The sequence below is a fragment of the Actinoplanes sp. NPDC020271 genome (assembly GCF_044388125.1).
GTDB lineage: Bacteria > Actinomycetota > Actinomycetes > Mycobacteriales > Micromonosporaceae > Actinoplanes.
Genome location: NZ_JBIRWQ010000045.1, coordinates 26997 through 42634, shown reverse-complemented (window position 1 = coordinate 42634; position 15638 = coordinate 26997). Strand labels below are relative to the sequence as shown.

The 15638-nt window shown below is 72.7% G+C and carries 15 protein-coding genes; 12 read left to right on the top strand and 3 right to left on the bottom strand.

The window, feature by feature from the left end; all coding sequences use genetic code 11:
* Positions 1-965: hypothetical protein (locus tag ACH442_RS45635; protein WP_396344458.1), on the bottom strand; the 965-nt coding region annotated here is incomplete at its 3' end.
* Between the two features lie 3 nt (positions 966-968).
* Here ACH442_RS45635 and ACH442_RS45630 point away from each other — a divergent pair.
* Together ACH442_RS45630 and ACH442_RS45625 are read left to right on the top strand one after the other, a co-directional pair.
* On the top strand, positions 969-1919 hold the full coding sequence (locus ACH442_RS45630; RefSeq protein ID WP_396344457.1) for a Replicase polyprotein 1ab: 951 nt from the start codon (positions 969-971) through the stop codon (positions 1917-1919).
* A complete protein-coding gene (locus tag ACH442_RS45625; RefSeq protein WP_396344456.1) occupies positions 1916-2914 on the top strand; it encodes an HAD-IIA family hydrolase in 999 nt (332 codons plus the stop codon). The genes ACH442_RS45630 and ACH442_RS45625 overlap by 4 nt, the downstream gene beginning before the upstream one ends.
* A 108-nt stretch (positions 2915-3022) precedes the next feature.
* Here ACH442_RS45625 and ACH442_RS45620 read toward each other — a convergent pair whose 3' ends face one another.
* The gene (locus ACH442_RS45620) at positions 3023-3253 is read right to left on the bottom strand and encodes a hypothetical protein (RefSeq protein WP_396344455.1); all 231 of its coding nucleotides are present in this window, start codon (positions 3251-3253) and stop codon (positions 3023-3025) included.
* A gap of 148 nt (positions 3254-3401) precedes the next feature.
* Between ACH442_RS45620 and ACH442_RS45615 the strand changes: the two genes are divergently transcribed.
* Positions 3402-4682 (top strand): methyl-accepting chemotaxis protein, encoded by a 1281-nt coding sequence (locus tag ACH442_RS45615; protein ID WP_396344454.1) that lies wholly within the window; start codon positions 3402-3404, stop codon positions 4680-4682.
* A 65-nt stretch (positions 4683-4747) separates the two neighbouring features.
* Here the strand turns inward: ACH442_RS45615 and ACH442_RS45610 are convergent, their stop codons facing one another.
* Complete coding sequence (locus tag ACH442_RS45610; RefSeq protein ID WP_396344453.1) at positions 4748-5083, bottom strand: SCP2 sterol-binding domain-containing protein; 336 nt, start codon at positions 5081-5083, stop codon at positions 4748-4750.
* A gap of 95 nt (positions 5084-5178) precedes the next feature.
* On the opposite strand from ACH442_RS45610, the gene ACH442_RS45605 reads away from it, so the two are divergent.
* From ACH442_RS45605 to murJ, 9 genes are all read left to right on the top strand, one after another.
* Positions 5179-6270 (top strand): phasin family protein, encoded by a 1092-nt coding sequence (locus ACH442_RS45605; protein ID WP_396344452.1) that lies wholly within the window; start codon positions 5179-5181, stop codon positions 6268-6270.
* Positions 6271-6469: 199 nt separating this feature from the next.
* Positions 6470-6613, top strand: coding sequence for a hypothetical protein (locus ACH442_RS45600; protein WP_396344451.1), 144 nt, complete (start codon positions 6470-6472; stop codon positions 6611-6613).
* A gap of 25 nt (positions 6614-6638) precedes the next feature.
* Complete coding sequence (locus ACH442_RS45595; protein ID WP_396344450.1) at positions 6639-7580, top strand: TlyA family RNA methyltransferase; 942 nt, start codon at positions 6639-6641, stop codon at positions 7578-7580.
* Entirely contained in the window at positions 7577-8464 is an 888-nt protein-coding gene (locus ACH442_RS45590) for an NAD kinase (RefSeq protein ID WP_396344449.1), read from the top strand. The genes ACH442_RS45595 and ACH442_RS45590 overlap by 4 nt, the downstream gene beginning before the upstream one ends.
* 147 nt (positions 8465-8611) lie before the next feature.
* Positions 8612-10369, top strand: coding sequence for a DNA repair protein RecN (recN, locus tag ACH442_RS45585; RefSeq protein WP_396344448.1), 1758 nt, complete (start codon positions 8612-8614; stop codon positions 10367-10369).
* Between the two features lie 212 nt (positions 10370-10581).
* On the top strand, positions 10582-11760 hold the full coding sequence (steA, locus tag ACH442_RS45580) for a putative cytokinetic ring protein SteA (protein ID WP_396344447.1): 1179 nt from the start codon (positions 10582-10584) through the stop codon (positions 11758-11760).
* Between the two features lie 7 nt (positions 11761-11767).
* Complete coding sequence (locus tag ACH442_RS45575) at positions 11768-12694, top strand: copper transporter (protein ID WP_396344446.1); 927 nt, start codon at positions 11768-11770, stop codon at positions 12692-12694.
* A gap of 16 nt (positions 12695-12710) precedes the next feature.
* Positions 12711-13538, top strand: a complete 828-nt coding sequence (locus ACH442_RS45570; RefSeq protein WP_396344444.1) for a hypothetical protein — start codon at positions 12711-12713, stop codon at positions 13536-13538.
* 53 nt (positions 13539-13591) lie between these two features.
* Entirely contained in the window at positions 13592-15352 is a 1761-nt protein-coding gene (gene murJ, locus ACH442_RS45565; protein WP_396344443.1) for a murein biosynthesis integral membrane protein MurJ, read from the top strand.
* The last annotated feature ends 286 nt before the right edge of the window (positions 15353-15638 follow it).

Here is a 15638-nt window from a genome sequence, read left to right as displayed (position 1 = left end):
GTGACCGTCCGGGCTACCAGGGTGGTGGCGACCGCGGTGGGTTCCGTGGTGGTGACCGGGACCGTAGCGGTGGTGACCGTCCGGGCTACCAGGGCGGTGGCGACCGCGGCGGGTTCCGTGGTGGCGACCGTGGCGGCTACCAGGGTGGTGGCGACCGCGGTGGGTTCCGTGGTGGCGACCGGGACCGTGGCGGCTACCAGGGTGGTGGCGAGCGCCGGCCGTTCAACCGTGACGACCGTGGTGGCAGCTCCGGTGGTTACCGGGGTGACCGTCCGCAGGGTGACCGTCCGCAGGGTGGCGGCTTCCGTAGCGGTGGTGACCGTCCGCAGGGCGGTGGCTTCCGTAGCGGTGGTGACCGTCCGCAGGGCGGTGGGTTCCGTAGCGGTGGTGACCGTCCGGGCTACCAGGGTGGTGGCGACCGCGGTGGGTTCCGTGGTGGTGACCGGGACCGTAGCGGTGGTGACCGTCCGGGCTACCAGGGCGGCGGTGACCGCGGCGGGTTCCGTGGTGGCGACCGTGGCGGCTACCAGGGTGGTGGTAACCGCGAGGGCTTCCAGGGCGGCGGCGGATACCGCGGTGACCGTCCGCAGGGTGACCGCCCCCAAGGTGGCGGCTTCCGTGGTGGCGACCGGGACCGTGGCGGCTACCAGGGTGGTGGCGACCGCGGTGGGTTCCGTGGTGGCGACCGGGACCGTGGCGGTGACCGTCCGGGCTACCAGGGTGGTGGCGACCGTGACCGCGGGGGCTTCCGCGGGGACCGGGACGGCGGGGACCGTGGCGGCTTCCGCGGCGACCGCGACCGCGGCGGCTATCAGGGCGACCGGCCGGAGAACACCGAGGACGGCCAGGCGGCCTTCCAGGTTCCGGACATCCCCGACGAGATCGTCGCGACCGACCTCGACCAGGAGGTTCGCGCCGAGCTGGTCGCGCTGTCCCGCGACGTCGCCGACACGGTCGCGCGGCACCTCGTGGCGGCCGGCACGATCATCGACGAGGACTCCGAGCTGGCGCTGCAGCACGCGATCGCGGCGCGGCGGCTGGCTTCCCGGATCGCGGTGGTGCGCGAGGCGGTCGGCCTGGCGGCGTACGCGGCCGGTGACTGGACCACGGCGATCGCCGAGCTCCGCACGTACCACCGGATGACCGGCAAGCAGACGCACCTGGCCGAGATCGCCGACTGCGAGCGGGCGCTGGGCCGTCCCGAGCGGGCCATCGACCTCTACCGTGGCGCCGAGGTCGCGAAGCTGGAGAAGTCCGGCGCGATCGAGCTGCTGATCGTGGCCGCGGGTGCCCGCGGGGACCTCGGTCAGCACGACGCGGCTGCGGCGATGCTCCAGGTCAAGGAGCTGACCGGGGACGACACCGCCGAGTGGGCGGCGCGACTGCGCTACGCGTACGCGGATGCCCTGCTCGCCGGCGGCCGTCGCGACGAGGCCCGGGAGTGGTTCGTGCGGGCCGCCGCGGTCGACGAGGACCAGCTCACCGACGCGGCGGAGCGGATCCTCGAGCTCGACGGCGTCACCATCGAGGGTGACGACGACGAGGACGACGAGGAGCTGGACGCCGAGGGGCTGGACGCCGAGGCGCATGCCGAGGCGGGGGACTCCGACGACGAGGACGCGGACGACGAAGACCTCGACGAGGACGACGAGGAGCTCGGCGACGAGCCCGCGGCGGACTACGACGAGGACGACCTCGAGGACGAGGACGCGGACGCTGCTGACGAGGACCAGGACGACGAGGACGACGAGGAGCCGGTCCGTGCGACCGGGACCGACGTCGACCCGGAGCCGGTGAAGGCCGAGAAGCACGAGGTCCCGGCCGCGGTCTTCGAGGCGCCGAAGTCGGACGACGCGGAGAAGAACGAGAAGGACGGCGACGAGTTCACCGGCCGGGGCGAGGACCGCCCGCAGGCATGAGCGACCACCTCGCCGGCGGCTACGACCTGGCTCTCTTCGACCTGGACGGCGTCGTCTTCCTGATCGACAAGCCGATCCCGGGCGCGGCCGACGCGGTCGAGCGGCTGCGGGCGGACGGGACGTCGATCGCGTACGCGACGAACAACGCGTCCCGTCGCGCCGCCGACGTGGCCACGCTGCTCACCGGCATGGGCGTCAGCGCTGCCCCGGCCGAGGTGCTCACCTCGGCCGGAGCGGCCGCGGCCCTCGTCGCCGAGCACGTCGAGGCCGGGTCGCCGGTGCTGGTGGTCGGTGCGGAGGCCCTGCGCGCGGAGATCCGTGACGCCGGCCTCACGCCCGTCGAGTCGGCGGAGGACTCGCCGGTGGCGGTGGTGCAGGGTTACGGGCCCGAGGTGGGCTGGAAGATCCTGTCCGAGGCGGCGCTCGCGGTTCGCGCGGGCGCCACCTGGTATGCCACCAACACCGACCGGACCCTGCCGAGCCCGCGTGGCCCGCTGCCGGGCAACGGCTCGCTGGTCGCGGTGATCCGGACCGCCCTGGACCGGGAACCGGACGTGGTGGTCGGCAAGCCACAGCCCGCGCTGTTCACCACGGCGGCCTCGCTCGCCGGGGCGGAGCGACCGCTGGCGATCGGCGACCGGCTGGACACCGACATCCAGGGTGCGGTCACCGCCGGGATGGACAGTCTGCTGGTCCTCACGGGGGTCAGCACCCCGAAGGACTTGCTGGGGGCCCCGGCCGAGCGTCGCCCGACGTTCGTGGCGGCGGACCTCTCGGGCTTGTTCCGCCCGGCCGAGCAGGCCACGGTCCCGGCCACCGAGGTGGAGGGGTGGACGGTCACTCGTGAGGGCGACCGCGCGGTGCTGTCCGGCGACGGCGACCCCGTCGATGCCTTGCGTCTGCTGTGCGGCGCGACCTGGGACGGAGTTCCGACGTCCGATGTCTCGGGCGACTCCGTCGCGGCCACCGAACTTCTCACCACCTGGGGTCTCTGACCCCGCGCATCATCCGACAGCCCCGGCCCAGCGGCCGGGGCTGTTCTGTTTCCGTGGCGGGCGCTCGACGACGTACGGCGGAATGGGGTTGGGGGTGGACAGTTTCGGTCAGAAAGGTCGGACCGGGTCTTGGTGGTACTGCTCGGGGCGCGGGCGGTGGCGGCGACGCGGAAGAGGTGGAGCTTCCGGGTCGATGTGAAAGATGCCGTCGACCATGGCGACCATCGGTGAGCTCATGTAGTCGAAATCGGGCACGGCGACCCTTTCGGCGCGGTCGTGCACATTCGTGGCGGTGCACGTGCCGTCGATGCAGGGGACGTCGGGTCGGACGTGGATCATGGGTGCCTCCCAGTTTCCCGGGGCGGCCGTCGTCCGGGCGGTCGCTCGTTCCTAGGCTCATCGTCCCACCGGAGGCCGCTCGCGACCAGGAAATCGCTTCTGCCGTAATTACGGTTAATCAGACCGGACAGCGGCCGAACAGCAGGGTGTGACTTCTCTTACGTTGCCGCGAGGGGCACGACTCTCCGAAGCGTCCTGGCAGGCCCGGCACCGGATCATCAGCCGGCTGCTCTGGTTCCACGTGCCGGTGTTCCTGGTGATCGGCATGCTCGGGCCGCGGCCGCGCTGGGAGGTGGTGGTGCTGACCGTGGCGGTGGCCGGCTGGGCGGCGCTGGTCCCGGTACTGCCGAACGCGAAAACGCAGGCCTCACACACCAGCGTCGGCCTGATCGCCTGCACGTTCGTGGCGATCGAGCTGTCCGGTGGATCGATGACGGCGCACATCCATCTGTACGCGATCCTGATCTACGTGGCGCTCTACCAGATGTGGGCGCCGCTGATCTCCGCCGTCGTCGTGGTCGTGGTGCACCACGGGGTGCTCGGCCTGGTCGCGCCGGAGCGGGTGTTCGGCATGCACGTGATGGGCGTGGGTGCCGCGATCGAGCAGGTCGCGGTGCATGCCGGGCTGGCCGTCGTCGAGGTGGTCGGCATCGTGATCTTCTGGCACTTCGCGGAGCAGGCCGAGCGGGAGAGTGAGCAGCTCGCGCTGGAGGCGGCGCAGGCGCGGGAGGAAGTGGCACGGGCCGAGCAGGAGGCGCGCGAACGGTCCGCCGAGGACTTGCGGGCGCGCTCCGAGGAGACCGCGGAACAGTCCCGGCGGCTGACTGCGGACGTCGCTTCGATCAGCGAGCAGGCGCATGCGGCGATCTCGGCGGTCGCCGCGGTCGACCGGGAACTCGCTGCTCTGACCGCTTCTGTTCAGGAAATCGCGTCCCGGTCGGCGTCCGCGGCGACCACGGCGGCCGACGGCAAGGACGCGGCGGCCTCGGCCGGCCAGAAGGTGCGGGCGCTGGAGCGTTCGGTCGGCGAGATCGCCGACGTCAACGCGATCATCGCCTCGCTCGCCGAGCAGACGAACCTGCTGGCGCTCAACGCGACCATCGAGGCGGCCCGGGCGGGTGAACTCGGCAAGGGGTTCGCCGTGGTGGCGAGCGAGGTCAAGGACCTGGCACGGGAGACGGCGGACTCCGTCCAACGGGTGAACGCGGTGATCACTGCGATCGTCGCCGAGACCGACGACGTGGCGCAGACGTTCGCGCAGACCACCGGAGCGGTGGACGGCATCCACGAGCTGCAGCTGAACATCGCCTCGGCGGTCGAGGAACAAGCCGCGGTACTCGGCGAGGTGACTCATCAGCTGTCGACGGCGACCGCGTCGGCGGATCAGGTGCTGGTCGGCCTGGAAGAGTTGGCGGCGAAGGCTTCCTGATCGGGTGACCGATCCTGATCTCCGGTTGAACGATCCGGGCGCCGGCGTCGTATCAACCGGCGTGATCAGAGGAGCTTACGGAGCTTGAGCAGGTCGAACGGGTTCGCCTTGACGGAGATCTCGCGGCCGGCGATCGCGCGGGTGATGTCCAGCCGGCCGGCGATCAGCGCCAGCAGGTTGTCGCTGGTGGTGATCAGGGCGATCTTCGCCTTCGGATCGTCGCCGTCGGCGATGTCGGTGAGCAGGCCGCCGACGATCCGGCCGTGGAAGGCCGTCTGCAGGTCGGTGACCCGGCACGCGAGCGTGCGATCCAGGTCGAGCCGGCCACGGGCCTCCGCATTCGCCGCCAGCTTGGCAGCCAGGTCGTGCAACGCTTTACGGCACTCGTCCACCGTGGCCAACGCCATCCCCCTTCGCGACACCAGCACCGTACCTCAGGAACTTGTCGGGGGCTCCCGGTAGCGTGGCACCCGACGCGACGAGAGGAGGAGGGATCATGCCGGATGCATGGCGCGCATATCTGGACCTGGCGCTCGGGCTGACCGAGGTGCCCCGGAAGAGGGCGCAGAAGGTCGCCGGTGAGTTGCTCAGCCGGGGCGGTGCCACCGCGGCCCAGGTGCAGGGGCTGGTCGAGGACCTGCTCTCGGCGGGCATCGCGAACCGTGAGGCGCTGACCAACATCGTTCGGTACGAGGTGGACCGCGCTCTCGGGCGGGTCGGCCTGGCCACCGCCGACGAGGTCTCCGAGCTGACGACCCGGGTGCACGACCTGGAGAAGGAGCTGCGGGAGGCGCAGGCGCGCGCGACCGCGGCCGAAGGCGGCGTGCGGGCTCCCGCGGCCGACCGCGCTCCCTCGGTGGCACCGGTGAAGAAGGCCGTGGCCAAGAAAGCGGTCGCGAAGAAAGCGGTGAAGGTCACGCCGAACGCGATGCCGTCGGCCGGGACCTTGCGGGGTGGGCCGGTCGCCAACTCCGCCACGTCCTCGACTGCGACCGGGTCCTCGGCGGCCACCGCCGCGGAGGCGCCGGCGAAGAAGGCAGTGAAGCGGGTCGCGCGCAAGTCCACATCGGCCGGGGCGGTCCCGCCTCCGGTGCAGGCCGGGGCGGTGCCGCCTCCGGTGAAGAAGGCCGCTGAGGTGCCGGCCGAGGCGGCTGAGCCGCCGGCTCGGAAGACTGCGGCGAAGAGGGCGCCGGCCAAGCGGGCGCCCCGCAAGAGTGCTGCCGGGCCGGCTTCGGTGAGCGTCACGCCGCCGGGCACGGCTGCTTCTCCGGTGGCCGGGGTCAAGGAGGCGGCGGCTGCGACCGAGCTGCCGTTCGTGGCTCCGGGGGAGAGCGGCGCCGCGGGGTCGGCGAGTGCCGCGCCCGCCGGAGCCATCGCGCCCGCTGAGGCGACTGCGGCCGCTGAAGCTGACGCTCCGGTGAAGGCGGATGCGTCCGCGAAGGCTGACGCGCCGGTCAAGGCTGCGGCACGTAGGAGTGCGCCGGCCAAGCGGGCCCCGCGCAAGGCGGCCCAGGTGCCCAGCCAGAGTCAGGCGAGGAAGTCGCCGCCGGTGGAGAGCGCCGCGCGGACCGAGAAGCCGGAGGCGTGATCTCGTGACGTTCCCGCATTCCTCGCCGGGCGGCCCCCGTCCCGGGCCGCCGCAGGGTGGTTTCCGGCCCGGTCCGCCGCCGGGTGGGCCGCGCCCCGGTCCGCCGGTCGGTGGAGTCCGGCCCGGCCCGCCGGCGGGCGGATCACCGGCGGGCGGGTTCACTCCGGCGGAGCATTACCGCACGGGCGAGGACGGGACGGTGGAGGAGACCGGTCACCCGGCCGTGGACGCGGTGCTAAGTTCGCTCGCCAACGCCGCGCGGCTGGCACCCGGCGAGCAGATCGCCGAGTACGAGGCCGCGCACCAGGTGCTCCAGGAGACTCTGGCCGGCATCGATCGCTGAAACGACGTACCGAAAAAGGAATTCGATGGCCCGCCGTGCGCGTCTCGACGCCGAGCTAGTCCGCCGCAAACTCGCTCGTTCCCGGGAACAGGCCGCCCAACTGGTGGCGGCCGGCCGGGTCCAGGTCCGGGGGACCGTGGCCCACAAGGTGGCCGCCATGGTCGACCCGGCCGACCCGGTGCTGGTCACCGGGGAGGACCCCCGGACGGAGTACGTGTCGCGCGGCGGCCACAAGCTGGCCGGCGCCCTCGCCGCGTTCGCCCCGTCGGGGCTGACCGTCGAGGGGCGGCGCTGCCTGGACGCGGGCGCGTCCACCGGCGGGTTCACCGACGTGCTGCTGCGCGCCGGCGCCGATCGGGTGGTCGCCGTCGACGTGGGCTACGGGCAGTTGGCCTGGCCGATTCGCACGGACGAGCGGGTCGACGTGCACGAGCGCACGAACGTGCGCACGCTGACCCCCGACGTGATCGGCGGGCCGGTCGACCTGGTGGTGGCCGACCTGTCGTTCATCTCGCTGCGTTTGGTGCTGCCCGCGCTGACCGCCTGCACGGCGCCCGAGGGTGACCTGGCGCTGATGGTCAAGCCGCAGTTCGAGGTCGGCAAGGACCGTCTGGCCGGCACGGGCGGCGTGGTGCGCGACTGGCGGTTGCGGGCCGAGGCCGTGCTGGACGTCGCGGCCACCGCCGCCGAGCTGGGGCTGGGGGTGGCCGGTGTGGCCGCGAGCCCGCTGCCCGGCCCGAGCGGCAACGTGGAGTTCTTCGTCTGGTTCCGGCGGGGCGCGCCGCCCGCGGACCGGGAGCGGGTGGAGGCGGTCGTCGAGGCCGGCCCGGCCGGCGCGGGGCTGCCCGCCGAGCTGCTGGCCGAGGCCGCGGCGGCGTCCGAGCCCCCCGGTGAGCAGGACTACGAGCGTCCGGAGCCCGCAGCGGTGCGGGCGGATCAGCCGGCGGCCCCTCAGGAGGACACATGACTCGCTCGGCTTTGCTGGTGACGCACACCGGGCGCCGGCAGAGTACGCAGCATGCCCGTACGGTCGCGCTCGATCTGATCGCCGCGGGCTTCGAGGTCCGGGTGATCGCCGACGAGGTCGCCGATCTGGGCCTGCCCGACGAGGTGCGGTCGGTCGACGGCGAGGAGGCCGCCGAGGGCATCGAGATCGTGCTGGCGCTCGGTGGCGACGGCACGTTCCTGCGTGCGGCGGAGCTGGCCCGGCCGGTGAAGGCCCCGCTGCTCGGCATCAACCTGGGCAAGGTCGGCTTCCTCGCCGAGGCCGAGATCGATCACATCGACGAGGCGGTCCGCGAGATCATCTCGGGTGACTACACCGTGGACGAGCGGCTGACCCTGGACGTGCGCGCGGAGTACGACGGCCGCCTGATCGCCGAGTCGTGGGCGCTCAACGAGGTGACCGTGGAGAAGGGCCAGCGGGCCCAGATGCTCGAGCTGATGGTCGACGTGGACGGCCGGCCGCTGTCCCGCTACGGCTGCGACGGCGTGGTGTGCGCCACACCGACGGGGTCGACGGCGTACTCGTTCTCCTCCGGCGGGCCGGTCGTCTGGCCCGAGGTGGAGGCGCTGCTGCTGGTGCCGATCAGTGCGCACGCGTTGTTCAGCCGGCCGCTGGTGACCGCGCCGACGTCCACGTTCAAGCTGACCGTCGATCCGTACACGTCGTTCGCCGTGCTCTGCTGTGACGGTCGCCGCACCTGGGACCTGCCGCCGGGCTCGACGGTGACCGTCGAGCGGGGTCAGTTGCCGGTTCGGCTGGTCCGGCTGGCCCCGCGGCCGTTCACCGACACCCTGGTGGCGAAGTTCGAGCTACCGGTGGTCGGCTGGCGCGGCAATCGGCGCTGACGTCGGGAGCCGCCCGGGCCGGGTGTGCCGGCTTTCCGGTGAACCCGGGCCGGCGCCCCGGGAAACGTCGCAAAACTCGGGCGATTGACGCTGATCAGAAACCCCCGCGGTAGGCATTTGTCGGAGGGGCCAACTACCCTCTGCCGTGTGCTGGAGGAACTGCGCATCACCGGGCTCGGCGTCATCGACGACACGACCTTGCGGCTGTCTACGGGTATGAACGTGATCACCGGTGAGACCGGAGCCGGTAAGACGATGGTCGTGACCGGTCTCGGACTGCTGTTCGGCGGCCGGGCCGACGCCGGGCGGGTCCGCGCCGACCCGGGTCGTGCCGTCGTCGAGGGCCGGCTGAAACTGACGGGCACGCTCGGCGACGCCGTCCGTACCCGGATCACCGACGCCGGCGGCGAGACCGACGACGACGGCTCGCTGCTGCTGAGCCGCACGGTGACGGCCGAGGGCCGGTCCCGGGCGCACGTCGGCGGCCGCAGCATGCCGGTCTCGACGCTCGGTGAGCTGGGCGAGCAGGTGCTGGCCGTGCACGGGCAGTCCGACCAGTTGCGCCTGCTGCGCCCGAGCGAGCAGCGGTCCGCGCTGGACCGGTTCGCCGGCCCCGGGCACGAGAAGCTGCTGGACGGTTACCGCGAGGCGTTCACCCGCTGGCGCAAGGTGGTCGACGACCTGGCCGACCGCCGGCGCAACGCGCGTCAGCGCTCGCAGGAGGCCGACCTGCTCAAGCTCGGCCTCGACGAGATCACCCGGGTCGACCCCCAGCCGAACGAGGACGAGGACCTGCGCAACGAGGTGCAGCGGCTGGAGCACGCCGAGGGCCTGCGGGTCGCCGCGGCTCTGGCGGCGCAGGCACTGGCCGCCGGGGTGGAGGCCACCGACGACACGCCCGACGCGACGACGCTGCTCGGCACCGCCCGCCGCACGCTGGAGGGTCAGGCCGGTGTCGACAGCAAGCTGGGTGACCTGGCGTTGCGCATCGAGGAGGCGGCGACCCTGGTCAGCGACGTCGCCTCGGAGCTCTCGGCCTACCTGGGCGAGCTGGACGCGGACCCGGCCCGGCTCGAGGCGATCTACGAGCGGCGGGCCGCGCTGCGCGCGCTCACCCGGAAGTATGCGGACGACATCGACGGCGTCATCGCCTGGGCGGAGAACGCGAGGACCCGCCTGACCGAGCTGGACTCCTCCGACGAGCTGCTCGACGAGCTGGACAAGGAACGTCAGCGGCTGGCCGCCACGGTCGGCGAGCTGGCCGGCCGGCTGACCGCGGCGCGGCGCGAGGCGGCGGTCCGGTTCTCCGAGGCGGTCAGCGTCGAGCTCGCCGGGCTGGCGATGCCGCACGCGCGGGTCGAGGTCGCGGTGCTGACCCACGCCCCGTCGAAGGACGAGCCGGCCGTGACCGTCGACGGCGAGGAGCTGGGCGCCGGGCCGGACGGGGCCGACGAGGTGGAGCTGCGCCTGCTGGCCCACCCGGGCGCGCCCTCCCTGCCGCTGCAGAAGGGCGCTTCCGGTGGTGAGCTGTCGCGTGTGATGCTCGCCATCGAGGTGGTCTTCGCCGGGGCCGGCGGCCCGCCCACGCTCGTCTTCGACGAGGTGGATTCCGGGGTGGGTGGCACCGCGGCGGTGGAGATCGGGCGGCGGCTGGCGCGGCTCGCCCGTACCCACCAGGTGTTGGTCGTGACGCACCTGCCGCAGGTCGCGGCATTCGCCGATCGTCACCTGGTGGTCGCGAAGGACACCGGTGGGGCGATCACCACGAGCGGGGTGCGCATCGTGGAGGAGACCGAGCGGGCGCGGGAGCTGTCCCGGATGCTGGCCGGTCTGCCCGATTCCGATCTCGGTATCGCGCACGCCGAGGAGCTGCTGGCCGTGGCCGGTCGCGAGAAGCGCAGCTGAAGCCACCGGGGAGCGCGGTTGAAACGGGCAGTAACGTGGAAGTCGAGCAGGGAGGGCCGAACCGGACGCCGTCGGCGAGCCGGCGTGGCCCTCGTCGCCGGCGCGATCGGGGGAAGTGTGACCGGAGACCCACGGATGAAAAGTCCGTTTTGTCAATGAGTTAGCGCATGTCTTACGGGGGCCGCGTGATGCGGCGTGTCAGGATGGCCGGGATGCGACTTCCCACCTTGCGCCGCGTGCGCACCACCGAAGCGGGCCCGGTCTCCGGCGTGGCCCGGCTCGACCGGCGCACCAAACGGCTGACCGGCCGTCTGCGACCGGGCGAGATCGCCGTGATCGACCACGTCGACCTGGACCGGGTGGCGGCCGACTCGCTGGTCGCCTCCGGCGTGACCGCGGTGCTCAACGCCAAGCCGTCCATCTCGGGGCGGTATCCGAATCTCGGCCCCGAGGTGCTCATCCAGGGTGGTGTGGTGCTCGTCGACAACCTCGGCGAGGAGGTCTTCTCCGCGCTGCGGGAGGGCCAGATGGTCAGCGTCGAGGGTGACAAGGTGCTGCTCGACGGCACCCCGGTCGCCACCGGTGACCGGCAGGACGCGGAGACCGTCGCCAAGGCCATGGCCGACGCGCGGGACGGTCTGTCCGTGCAGCTCGAGGCGTTCGCCGCGAACACCATGGACTACCTGAAGCAGGAGCGTGACCTGCTCCTCGACGGTGTCGGGGTGCCGGACGTGCAGACCCGGATCGGCGGGCGGCACGTGCTGATCGTGGTCCGGGGCTACGACTACAAGGAGGACCTCGACGTCCTCCGGCCCTACATCCGGGAGTACAAGCCGGTTCTGATCGGCGTCGACGGCGGTGCCGACGCGCTGGTGGAGAACGGTTACACCCCCGACCTGATCATCGGCGACATGGACTCGGTCACCGACGACGTGCTGCGCTGCGGCGCCGAGGTGGTCGTGCACGCCTATCCGGACGGGCGCGCCCCCGGCCTGGAACGGGTCAGCAACCTCGGCGTCGACGCGCTGACCTTCCCGGCCGCGGCCACCAGTGAGGATCTGGCGATGCTGCTCGCCGACGAGAAGGGCGCATCCCTGATCGTGGCCGTCGGCACCCACGCGAACCTGGTGGAGTTCCTGGACAAGGGGCGCGGCGGCATGGCCTCGACGTTCCTGACCCGGCTCAAGGTCGGCGGGAAACTGGTCGACGCGAAGGGTGTCAGCCGGCTCTACCGGCAGAACATCTCCGGCTCGGCTCTGCTGCTGCTGGTCCTCTCGGCGGTGGCCGCCATGGCCTCGGCCGTGGCAGTCTCCACGGTCGGGAAGGCGTATCTCACCGTGGTGTCCGAGTGGTGGGACAATCTCGTCTTTACGCTGGGCAATCTTTTCTGAGGGCGTCGTGATCAACTTCCGGTACCACGTGGTGTCGCTCACCGCGGTCTTCCTCGCGCTCGCGATCGGCCTGGTGGTCGGCACCGCGGCGCTCAACGGCCCGGTCTCGGAGAACCTCCGTGCCCAGCTCACCGCGCTGAACAAGGACAACAACGCCAAGCGCGACCAGGTCAACCAGTACAAGGAAGAACTCAACCGCAACCAGGACTTCGCCAACGAGACCGCGCCCTACGTGCTGGCCGGCAAGCTGACCACCCGCAAGATCGCGGTGGTGGCGCTGCCCGGCGGCGCGGAGTCGGCCGACGGCGTGGCGAAGATGCTGAACGTCGCCGGCGCGACGATCACCGCCCGGGTCACCGTCGAGGACAAGTTCCTCGACCCGAACAACGCCAACGAGCTGCTCGACCTGGCCGATCAGTCCTCGCAGCCCACGATCTCGGCGGCCGTCCTGCCGTCGAACAGCGACGGGGTGGAGACCGCGAGCGCGCTGATCGCGCTCACCCTGCTGCAGGGTACGGCCGTGATCAACCCGGACGACGTGACCGCCGTGCTGGCCGCGCTGGCCAAACCCGGCTACATCTCGGTGGCCGACAAGGCGACCGGTGGCGCGGAGATGATCGTGCTGGTCGCGGGCCCGCCGCCGACCGACAAGGACGCCGGCAAGAAGACGCAGAACGCGGTCACCGTGGCCAACCAGTTCAAGAACCGGCCGCTGGTCGTCGCCGGGACCAGCGTCGGCGACAACAACCTGGTCTCCGAGATCCGCAGCGACCCGACCCTGGTCAAGCTGATCTCCACGGTGGACAACGTGAGCAGCGTGCAGGGCCAGGTCGCGACCGCGATGGCCACCCACGAACGGTTGCTGCAGAACAAGATCGGGCAGTACGGGCTGGCCGCCGGCGCGACCTCGCTGGTGCCGTCCGCGGCGCCGTAGGGCAGACTCTGCTGTCATGGCATTTCTGCGTTCGCTCGGGACCGGCGCCCTGGTCGCGAAGGCCGTGCTCGGCTGGGTGAGCCGCGATCCGAAAGCGGCCGGCCTGCGCCGGACCAACTTCCACGGGCGGGAGGTCACGCTCGCCGGAGGCCCCGCCCTCGCCGCCGGCGCCACGATCGGCGCGGCCACCGGGGCGGCGACCGGCCGGCTCGCGGCCGCCGTGGTGACGGCCGGAGCGGTCAGCGGCGCGGTCGGCTTCTACGACGACATCGTCGGCAACCGGCCCGAGCAGAAGACCGCGAAGGGGTTCGCCGGTCACCTCGGCGCCCTCCGCGAGGGCCGCGTGACCAGCGGGCTCGTCAAGATCGGCGGGGTGGGTGCGGCCGGGTTGGTCGCCTCAGCGCTGATCGGCAGCCGCCGGGGCAGCCGCTTCGGCCGCGGCGTCGACGTGCTTCTCGGCGCGGGCGTCATCGCCGGCTCCGCGAACCTGCTCAATCTGCTCGACCTGCGCCCCGGGCGCGCGCTCAAGGCCGGTCTCGTGCTCGGCGCGCCGCTCGCGGTCGGCCGTGGTGCGGCGATGACCGCCGGCACGCTCGGCGCGAGCGCGGCCCTGCTCCCGGCCGACCTCGGCGAGGAGATCATGCTCGGCGACTCCGGGGCCAATGCGCTGGGGGCGTTGCTCGGGGTGGCGTACACGGCTCGTACCGGCACGGGCGGCCGGCTGGCCGCGCTGGCTGCCGTCGCCGGGCTGACCGCGGTCAGCGAGAAGATCAGCTTCACCAAGGTGATCCAGGACAAGCCGTGGCTGCGGCGACTCGACGAGATCGGCCGCCGTCCGGCGTGAGCCCGGCGAACGACTCCGGCGCCGCGGCGCCGGCGGATCCATCCCGGCCCGGCGTGCCTGCGGCCGCCGGGTCCGCCGCCGCTTCCGGTGGGCATTCCGCCGCCGGGTCCGCCGCCGCTTCCGGTGGGCATTCCGCCGCCGGGTCCGCCGCCGCTTCCGGTGGGCATTCCGCCGCCGGGTCCACTTCCGGTGCGCTTTCCGACATTTCTGGTACGGCGGAGGACCGCGCCGTTGAGTCGCCGATCGGCTCGGCCGTCAAGGTCGCGGGCGCGGCGGCGCTGATCACGGCGTTGACGCTGCTCGCCCGGGTCGCCGGCTTCGGGCGCACGATGGTCTTCTTCTACACCGTCGGCGAGGGCGGCCACGGCAACCTGCCCGACCTGTACTTCGCCGCCAACACCGTGCCGAACATCATCTTCGAACTGGTCGCCGGTGGTGCCCTGGCCAGCCTCGTGGTCCCGCTGCTGGCCGGTGCGGTGGCGGACGGCGACCGCGCTCGGGTCAGCCGGATCAGCTCCGCACTGATCACGTGGATGCTCGCGTTCACCGTCCCGCTGGCCGTGGTCGTCGCCGTGGCCGCGGGACCGATCACCGGGCTGCTGGACGGCGTGACGCCGGAGCATCAGGAGGTCGCGGCGCGGATGCTGCGGATCTTCGCACCGCAGCTGCCGCTCTACGGGATCGGGATCGTGCTCACCGGCGTCCTGCAGGCGCATCACCGGTTCGCCTGGCCGGTGATCGCGCCGCTGCTGTCCAGCGTGACCGTGATGACCGCCTACCTGACGTACGCGATGATCGACGGCGCCCGGACCGACTTCGGCGGGCTGACCCGGGCCGGTGAGCTGACCCTCTCGGCCGGGACGACGCTCGGCGTGGTGGTGCTGACGCTCTGCCTGCTGATCCCGCTGCGGCCCCTGCGCCTGCGCCTGCGGCCCGGGTTCGGCTTCCCCGGGGACGAGGGCCGTCAGGCGGTCCGGCTCGGCTGGGCGGGCGCGGTCACGGTCGGTGCGCAGCAGGTGGTGGCGGCGCTGGTGGTGACGCTCGGCGCGCAGCAGCTGGCCCGGTACACCGGCGCGCAGACGCTGTTCCTGCTGCCCTGGGCGGTGCTCGCGGTGCCGCTGGCGACGGCGGTCTACCCGCGGCTGGCCGCGGCGGTGGTGCGTGGCGACGAGCGGGGCTACGCCGAGTCGCTGGCCGGGTCGGCGCGGTCGATCATGCTGATGGCCGGGTTCGGGGTGGCCGCGCTCCTGGCGCTGGCCGATCCGGCCGCGCACCTGATGAAGGCGCAGGCGGTGCCCGCGATCCTCGGGTTCGCGCCCGGCCTGTTCGGGTACGCGCTGTTCGCGCTGCTCTCCCGTGCGCTCTACGCCCGTGGCGCGACGGTCGCGGCCGCCGTGGCCTCGGGAGTCGGCTGGTTCTGTGCCGGGGTCGCGGTGATCGTCGTCGCGGTGACCGGTTCCGGTGCCGCGGAACTGGCCGGCCTGGGGCTGGCGACGGCGCTCGGGATGACGGTGACCGGGGTGCTGCTGGTGCTCGCGGTGCGCCGGCACGCGGGCCCGGAAGCGTTGACCGGCCTGGCTCGGGCGAGCGTGGCTGCGGTCGTGGCGGCCGGGGTGGCGGGGTTCGCCGGGTGGGCCGTGGTCGCCGCGCTGAAGTCGGCCTTGTGGCCGGAGCCGGGCGTCCTCGGCAGCCTGGTCGAAGGCGTGGCCGGCGGGGTCGTGGTCGCGGCGGTGTTCCTCGGGGTCGCGTTCGTGCTGGACCGGCGCGACCTGAGTCCGCTGGTCACCACGGTGACCCGGCGGCTGCGCAGATGATGCTGTGCGCCCGCAGGCTCGCCGGGCCGGTCGATACACCTCCCCGAGCCGGCCGCCGTGCGCAGGCCGGCGCTGAGGGGCGACTCCGGCCGGTCGATACACCTCCCCGAGCTGGCCGCCGTGCGCAAGCCGGCGCTGGGCGCGACTCCGGGCGGTTGAGACAGCTCAAGGAGCCGGCCGGCGGGGCGAGCTGGGTCTGGGGCGAGCCGGGAGCGGTGGGTGGCCGGGAGCGGTGGGTTGCCCCCGTTGTCCGGCGGACGGGGAGACGTGTGAGGGTTAAGCGGGA

Excerpts from the sequence above, each read along its gene's own strand:
- ACH442_RS45605 (WP_396344452.1), top strand. The coding sequence starts at position 5,179 with ATGCCGGATGCATGGCGCGCATATCTGGACCTGGCGCTCGGGCTGACC.
- ACH442_RS45625 (WP_396344456.1), top strand. The coding sequence starts at position 1,916 with ATGAGCGACCACCTCGCCGGCGGCTACGACCTGGCTCTCTTCGACCTG.
- ACH442_RS45570 (WP_396344444.1), top strand. The coding sequence starts at position 12,711 with ATGGCATTTCTGCGTTCGCTCGGGACCGGCGCCCTGGTCGCGAAGGCC.
- ACH442_RS45595 (WP_396344450.1), top strand. The coding sequence starts at position 6,639 with ATGGCCCGCCGTGCGCGTCTCGACGCCGAGCTAGTCCGCCGCAAACTC.
- ACH442_RS45620 (WP_396344455.1), bottom strand. The coding sequence starts at position 3,253 with ATGATCCACGTCCGACCCGACGTCCCCTGCATCGACGGCACGTGCACC.
- steA (WP_396344447.1), top strand. The coding sequence starts at position 10,582 with ATGCGACTTCCCACCTTGCGCCGCGTGCGCACCACCGAAGCGGGCCCG.
- ACH442_RS45590 (WP_396344449.1), top strand. The coding sequence starts at position 7,577 with ATGACTCGCTCGGCTTTGCTGGTGACGCACACCGGGCGCCGGCAGAGT.